We start from the raw sequence: 5,851 nt of genomic DNA on the forward strand, positions 1-5,851 counted from the left end.
TCCCGGTGCCGTACCGCGAACAAGGCCGTGAGCTGCGGGCCCTGGGCCGCCCCCGCGACCACCATCGCGGCGATCAGCAGCACCGGCTGGAGCGTGGCCGCGACCGCCAGGGCGACCGCCAGCACCGGTGCGCTCGCCCGGATCACCGCTTCCGGGGCCGCCGCCACCCCGCGCGAGCGGGCCAGCAGCGCATTGGCCGCGAGCGCCGCCCCTGCCACCACCGCCAGCAGCAGTGCCCCGCGCCCGGCCCCGCCCAGTACCTCCGCCCCCAGCAGCGGGCAGCACGCGACCAGCATCCCCTCCGCCACGCACGACACCACCGAGACGGCGGTCGCCCGCGCCAGGGGACGCGAGCGCAGGACAGCCCGGAATCCGGCGACGGGAGAGACGCTCTCCGAGGTACGCGTACGGGCACGCGGCAGCCCCCAAGCCGCAGGCAGCGCACAGCAGATGAGGGCGGCGGCGACGGCCACCCCGGCCGACGCCCCGGCGAGACCCGCCACCACTCCGGCCGCCGCCGGGCCCGCCAGAGCCGCGACATTGAAGGTCATCGCGTCCAGGGCATTGGCGCGCGCGAACTCTCCCGCCGGTACGGCGCGCGGGAGTTGGGCGGTCCACCCACCCGACAGTGCCGGCCCGAGCAGCCCAGCGCCCACCGCGACCAGGACGGTGACCGCCACCGGGACCCGGCCCAGGCTCAGCAGGATCACCACGAGCGCCCCCGCGTACACACCCAGCGCCCCGGCAAGCAGCCGCCCCGGCTGTCCGGTCCGGTCGAGCAGCATCCCGAAGACGGGCCCGCCGACCGCCGCCGAGACGGCCAGGCCGGCCAGGAGCGAGGACGCGGTGGAGGCCGAGCCCGTGGCGGCGAAGCCGGCCAGCAGCAGGGCGGGGCCCGACATCTCGTCGCCGGTGCGGGCGACGGCCGCCCCGGCTGCGTACCTGCGCACGCTGTAACGCTTCTTCATCCCGGAGACGTTACGCAGGTAACTCAAACATCTTCAAGATGCGTTACATTTCCCTGGTGCTGACCTCCACCACCACAGCCCGGCGGACCGCCGCCCTGGTCAACGTCCTGAGCCAGGAGACGACCACCCCGGACGCGGTCGCCGCCGTACTCCGCGAACACGGCGAGACCGGCCCGATCGACCTCACCCCCGCCGACCTCACCGCGATGCGCACGGCGGCCGGAGCCCTCCGCGAGGTCTTCGCCGCCCCCGACACGGACACCGCCGCCGAGGCCCTCAACCGCCTCCTCCGCAAGAGCACCGGCCGCCTCCGCCTCACCGCCCACCACGGCACGACCCCCTGGCATCCGCACCTCGACAGCAACGACGACGCCCCCTGGGGCGAGTGGCTGCTCGCGGCCTCATGCCTGGCCCTCGCCGTCCTCATCTGGGACGGCCAGCGCCCACCGGGCGGCATCTGCGCCTCGACCGCCTGCGAGAACGTCTACCTCACCCAGGGCAGCGGCCCGCCCCGCCGCTTCTGCTCCCGCCGCTGTGCGACCCGCGAACGCGTGGCCGCCCACCGCCGCCGTCAGTAGGTGACGGTCGCCCACACCACAGCCCCCGCGACGGCCGCCGCATAACACCCCACGGCCGCGTGCACGGTCCGCAGCCGCGCCCCCTCGCTCCACCGCGTAAGGCCCAACACCCAAGCCAGCAACGGCAGTACGAGCACCGCATGAAGGCTCACCCCGTGCAGGGGCTTGAAGGGCGCGGTCGAGTCGTACGCGGCGAGCTGATGCCCCGTACGCGTCAGATAGACCCCGTGCCCGATCATCACCGCGCCCGACGCCAGCGCCACGAGCAGGATGCCGAACCCGGCCCGTACGGCTACCGCCATCCCCACGGGCCCACCGGGTTCCCGCCGGAACGAAGCGACGGCGAAGGCGGTCAGCACCACCACGAGCACCCCGCCGCCCACCGCCAGCGCCATGGAGACCACCGAGTTGAAGGACGTCTCCATGTCCAGATGCGAGGGCACATGCCGCCACGCCTGCAGCGTGATCCCCCCGACCTCCAGCACACAGTCGGCGGCGAACACCACCAGCAGCACGCCCCGCACCCGCTCGCTCATCCGCACATACGAGGTGACCCAGGCGATGGCCATCAGCGTCAGCCCGAAGGAGACCCCGAAGGTGAACGGCTTGCGCCACGAGACGGGCCCGTCCCACGGACCCCCGTCGACGAAGAAGACACCCAGATGAAAGAGACCGGAGGCCACCAGGACGGCGCCGACGGCGAGACAGAGGCGTTCGCCCGGACGGTTCATACGGGCCAGCATGGCGAGGACCCGCACCTCAGGGCGTCGCCCCGGCGGAGGCGGTGCACGTACGCCCAAGGGAGTACGGCCGGACCGCGACGCGAGCAGCCACACACCGTCGACGCGGTACGTGGGGAAGCGCGAGATCGCGCGCGAGGGTCGCCGACTCCAGCGTCACGAGTACGTTGCTGCACATCCGCCGCGAGAGCCGGTCGTCGGGCCGCGACCCGAAGTAACTCCGCAGCTCCTCGCGCCCCTTGATGCACCGGTTGCCGTGCGGCCACTCCCAGACCCCGTCCGACGCTCGGCGAGCAGCCGGCCCAGGGGGCCGAACGCCGGCGATTCGGTATCCATCTCCGTTTTGTACCAGCCGGGTTCAGCGTCTGCCGGACATTTCCAGTCGTGCCCGTACCGCCAGCGCGACCTCATCGGCGGCCTGATCCGTCAGGCACTCCGCGGCGGGCCGGCCCAGCAGGTCGAAGATCTTGCCGCCCCGCAGTTCCGGAGCGAGATCGGCAGCCCGCGGCACGACATGGAAGTGCACGTGCGAGAACCCCGCCTGCTCGGCGAACTGCACCACGTACGTCTTCTCGCACCCGGTCGACTCCCGCAGCGCCCGCGAAAGCCGCACCTGCCAGAGCCCGAGCGATCCGGCCTCCGCATCGGTCAGTTCGTGTACGGCGGTGACATGCCGACGCGGCAGGAGCACCAGCCACCCCGGCAGCGAGGTCCCGATGGCGTGCGCGACGCGCCAGTGCGTATCGGAAGCGATGTGCTCCCGCGGCGGCAGCCCCCCGTACTCCTCCTCGCGCTCGCAGGAGTAGCACCCCTGCGGCACCGTGCGAGATGCGTGGACCGCCCCATCCCCTGAAGTCACTTCGCCAACCTACGGCAAGGCCCCTGCCTGGCTTTCGCGGTGAGGTTTCGCCACCGACGACAGACCGATGGTCATCCCCACCCTGCACATGCGCGAGGGTGACCCCGCAGGCTTCTCCCGGACGGGATAAACATCCGAGGCGCTCTGGCGGACGCGCGTAGAACTCGGGCACCATCTTCTCTGCGCCACCTGCACAGCAGACCCATAGGTAGCACGGTCAACAGCAGGAGGATTCCCCCGTGAAGATCCGTTCTGTCCTCAGTGCGCTCGCGCTGGTGCTCGGTGTGCTCTTCGCACCCGGTGTCGGTCTCTTCTCCAGCGCGTCCGACGCCTTCGCCGCCACGAAGATCAGCCAGGCCACCGGTGAGTCGATGTTCCGCTCCGTCGGCGTCACCTGGTCGTCCTCGGGCGGCTGCACCAACCGCAACAACTCCACGTGTACGTCGTTCGACCAGCTCAACCTCGCCACCGCCCAGGGTGCGCAGACCCTGAAGCGGGCGACCGGCTGTGCGCTGAACATCACCGGCGGCACGGAGACGGGCCACGCGAGCGGTACGTACTCGCACTGGAACGGCTACAAGCTGGACTTCGGCAAGAACACCTGCGTCACCAACTACGTCCACAACACCTTCGCCTACATCGGGCTGCGCGGCGACGGCTATCCGATGTACCAGTCGGGTTCCGGGAACATCTACACCGACGAGGGCAACCACTGGGACGTCCTCTACTACAACTGCGGCGGCTGCTAGAGCCCTGGCGGACGCACAGCAGCCCCGGTCTCCGCTGGGAGACCGGGGCTGCTGTGTTGCTGCGTACGGAGAGAAAAGCGTCAGGCCTGCGCGGGGGCGGCCTTGATCGCCGAGATGTCGAAGGTCAGCTTGACCTTGTCGCTGACCATGACGCCGCCGGTCTCCAGCGCCGCGTTCCAGGTCAGACCCCAGTCGGAGCGCAGGATGGTCGCGCTGCCCTCGAAGCCGACGCGCTCGTTGCCGTACACGTCGGTCGCGGACCCGTTGAACTCCAGGTCGATGGAGAGCGGCTTGGTGACGTCCTTGATGGTCAGGTCGCCGGTGATCCGGTACGCGTCGCCACCGAGCTGCTCGGCCTGCGTCGAGCGGAAGGTCAGCTGCGGGAACTTCTCCGCGTCGAAGAAGTCCGCGCTGCGCAGGTGGCCGTCGCGGTCCGCGATGCCCGTGTCGACGGTCTCGATCTGTACGTCGATGGAGGCGGTCGAGCGGGACGGGTCGGCGCCGTCGAGGTGGAGCGTGCCCTCGTGGCCGCCGAAGGAGCCGCGGACGTTGGTGACCATGGCGTGGCGCACGGTGAATCCGATGGCGCTGTGGGCCGGGTCGATCGTGTAGTCGCCGGTGAGGGCGGCCAGAGCGGGGTCCACCGGGAGGGTGGCGGTCGCGGCGTCGGCGGCGGGCTGGTTCTTGCGGTTGAACAGAGCCATGGCTCCTCCTCGGTGGGGACGGGTTCAAGGTCGTTTAACCTTCAACGAGATCGACTATAGACCCCTTTCGTTCAAAGTTCAACAACGTCACTCGATCGGGTGGACGCGCAGTCTGAACTGTGCACCTGGAACTGGACAGTCCAGGCTGAAGGTTTTACGGTGGTGTTCATGAACGAAGACAGTGCGAGCGGCGAGGCCTCCGAACTGGCGGTCCGTGCGGCGGGCGACAGCTGGGCCGTGGTCGGACGTCTGGTCCGCAGGCTGAGGGAGCTCGCCGGCGACGGCGACCTCACCCCGTCGCAGACGTCCGTGCTCATGCGCCTCGCGAAGGGAGGCCCGGCCACGGCGAGTGATCTCGCCGGAGCGGAACGGGTTCGCCCGCAGTCGATGGCCAAAACCGTCGCGGTACTGGAGGAGGCCGGTCTGGCCGGGCGCAGCCCCGACCCGGACGACGGCCGCCGCCAGCTCGTCTCCCTCACCGACGCGGGCCGTGAACGCTTCCAGGGCGACCGGCGGTCCCGCCAGGAGTGGCTGGCGCGCACCCTGCAGGAACGCTGCAGCGACGAAGAACTGCGCAAGGTCGTCGAGGTGATGGCGTTGCTCGACGACGTCGCGCAGTCATGACGGCCCTCACCGCCCGTATACGGGCCCTGGGGCGGACCGGGAGCCACGAGCCCGGCGGATTCAACCGCAAGCTGCTCGCCCCGATGATGCTGGGTTCCGTACTGAATCCCATCAACTCCTCCATGCTCGCAGTGGCGTTGATCCCCATCGGTCAGGCGTTCGGCGCCCCGCCGTCGCAGACCGCCTGGCTGGTCTCGGGGCTCTATCTCGCCACCGCGGTCGGACAGCCGGTCATCGGGCGGCTCGTCGACACGTACGGTCCACGCCTGCTCTACCTCGTGGGGACCTCGCTGGTCGGCATCGCGGGCCTGCTCGGGGTCCTCGCCCCCAACCTGTGGATCCTGGTCGTCTCGCGCGTGCTGCTCGGCTTCGGCACCTCGGCCGCGTACCCGGCCTCGATGTTCCTGCTGCGCAGCGAATCCGACCGCACCGGGATGAAGAGCCCCGCCAAGATCCTGGCCGCCCTGTCGATCTCCAACCAGGTGGTCGCGGTGATCGGCCCGACGCTGGGCGGACTGCTCATCGGGGCGGGCGGCTGGCACCTGATCTTCGGCATCAACATCCCCCTGTCGGCCGCCTGTCTGGTCCTCGGCGTACGGAGGCTGCCCCGGCGGGCTGCCACGCGCGCC

Annotated in this window: 8 protein-coding genes; 4 read left to right on the plus strand and 4 right to left on the minus strand. The window is 70.6% G+C overall.

What is annotated here, in order from left to right; all coding sequences use genetic code 11:
* Window positions 1-968, minus strand: a 968-nt coding sequence (locus J0695_RS20505) for an MFS transporter (protein ID WP_206963572.1), incomplete at its 3' end; no start/stop codon positions are given.
* A 38-nt stretch (window positions 969-1,006) separates the two neighbouring features.
* On the opposite strand from J0695_RS20505, the gene J0695_RS20510 reads away from it, so the two are divergent.
* Complete coding sequence (locus J0695_RS20510; protein ID WP_206963573.1) at window positions 1,007-1,546, plus strand: CGNR zinc finger domain-containing protein; 540 nt, start codon at window positions 1,007-1,009, stop codon at window positions 1,544-1,546.
* Here the strand turns inward: J0695_RS20510 and J0695_RS20515 are convergent.
* Together J0695_RS20515 and J0695_RS20520 are read right to left on the minus strand one after the other, a co-directional pair.
* Complete coding sequence (locus J0695_RS20515; RefSeq protein ID WP_307798703.1) at window positions 1,540-2,277, minus strand: hypothetical protein; 738 nt, start codon at window positions 2,275-2,277, stop codon at window positions 1,540-1,542. The two genes, J0695_RS20510 and J0695_RS20515, sit on opposite strands and share 7 nt — an antisense overlap.
* Window positions 2,278-2,644: 367 nt before the next feature.
* Window positions 2,645-3,145 carry an HIT family protein gene (locus tag J0695_RS20520; protein WP_307798702.1) on the minus strand — a complete coding sequence of 167 codons (501 nt, stop codon included), beginning with the start codon at window positions 3,143-3,145 and terminating at the stop codon, window positions 2,645-2,647.
* Between the two features lie 239 nt (window positions 3,146-3,384).
* Here J0695_RS20520 and J0695_RS20525 point away from each other — a divergent pair, with 239 nt between their 5' ends.
* Window positions 3,385-3,894: a hypothetical protein gene (locus tag J0695_RS20525; RefSeq protein ID WP_206963575.1), complete on the plus strand. Its 510-nt coding sequence runs from the start codon at window positions 3,385-3,387 to the stop codon at window positions 3,892-3,894.
* Between the two features lie 80 nt (window positions 3,895-3,974).
* On the opposite strand, the gene J0695_RS20530 is transcribed toward J0695_RS20525, so the two are convergent.
* Window positions 3,975-4,598: a YceI family protein gene (locus J0695_RS20530; RefSeq protein WP_206963576.1), complete on the minus strand. Its 624-nt coding sequence runs from the start codon at window positions 4,596-4,598 to the stop codon at window positions 3,975-3,977.
* 168 nt (window positions 4,599-4,766) lie between these two features.
* Here J0695_RS20530 and J0695_RS20535 point away from each other — a divergent pair, with 168 nt between their 5' ends.
* Both J0695_RS20535 and J0695_RS20540 read left to right on the plus strand, forming a co-directional pair.
* Window positions 4,767-5,222 carry a MarR family winged helix-turn-helix transcriptional regulator gene (locus tag J0695_RS20535; RefSeq protein ID WP_206963577.1) on the plus strand — a complete coding sequence of 152 codons (456 nt, stop codon included), beginning with the start codon at window positions 4,767-4,769 and terminating at the stop codon, window positions 5,220-5,222.
* Window positions 5,219-5,851 (plus strand): MFS transporter (locus J0695_RS20540; protein ID WP_242552953.1); only part of this gene is annotated, 633 nt, incomplete at its 3' end. The genes J0695_RS20535 and J0695_RS20540, both read left to right, overlap by 4 nt.

Origin of the sequence: Streptomyces beijiangensis (assembly GCF_017315755.1) — a bacterium.
In the GTDB taxonomy this organism is placed as follows: Bacteria; Actinomycetota; Actinomycetes; order Streptomycetales; family Streptomycetaceae; genus Streptomyces; species Streptomyces beijiangensis.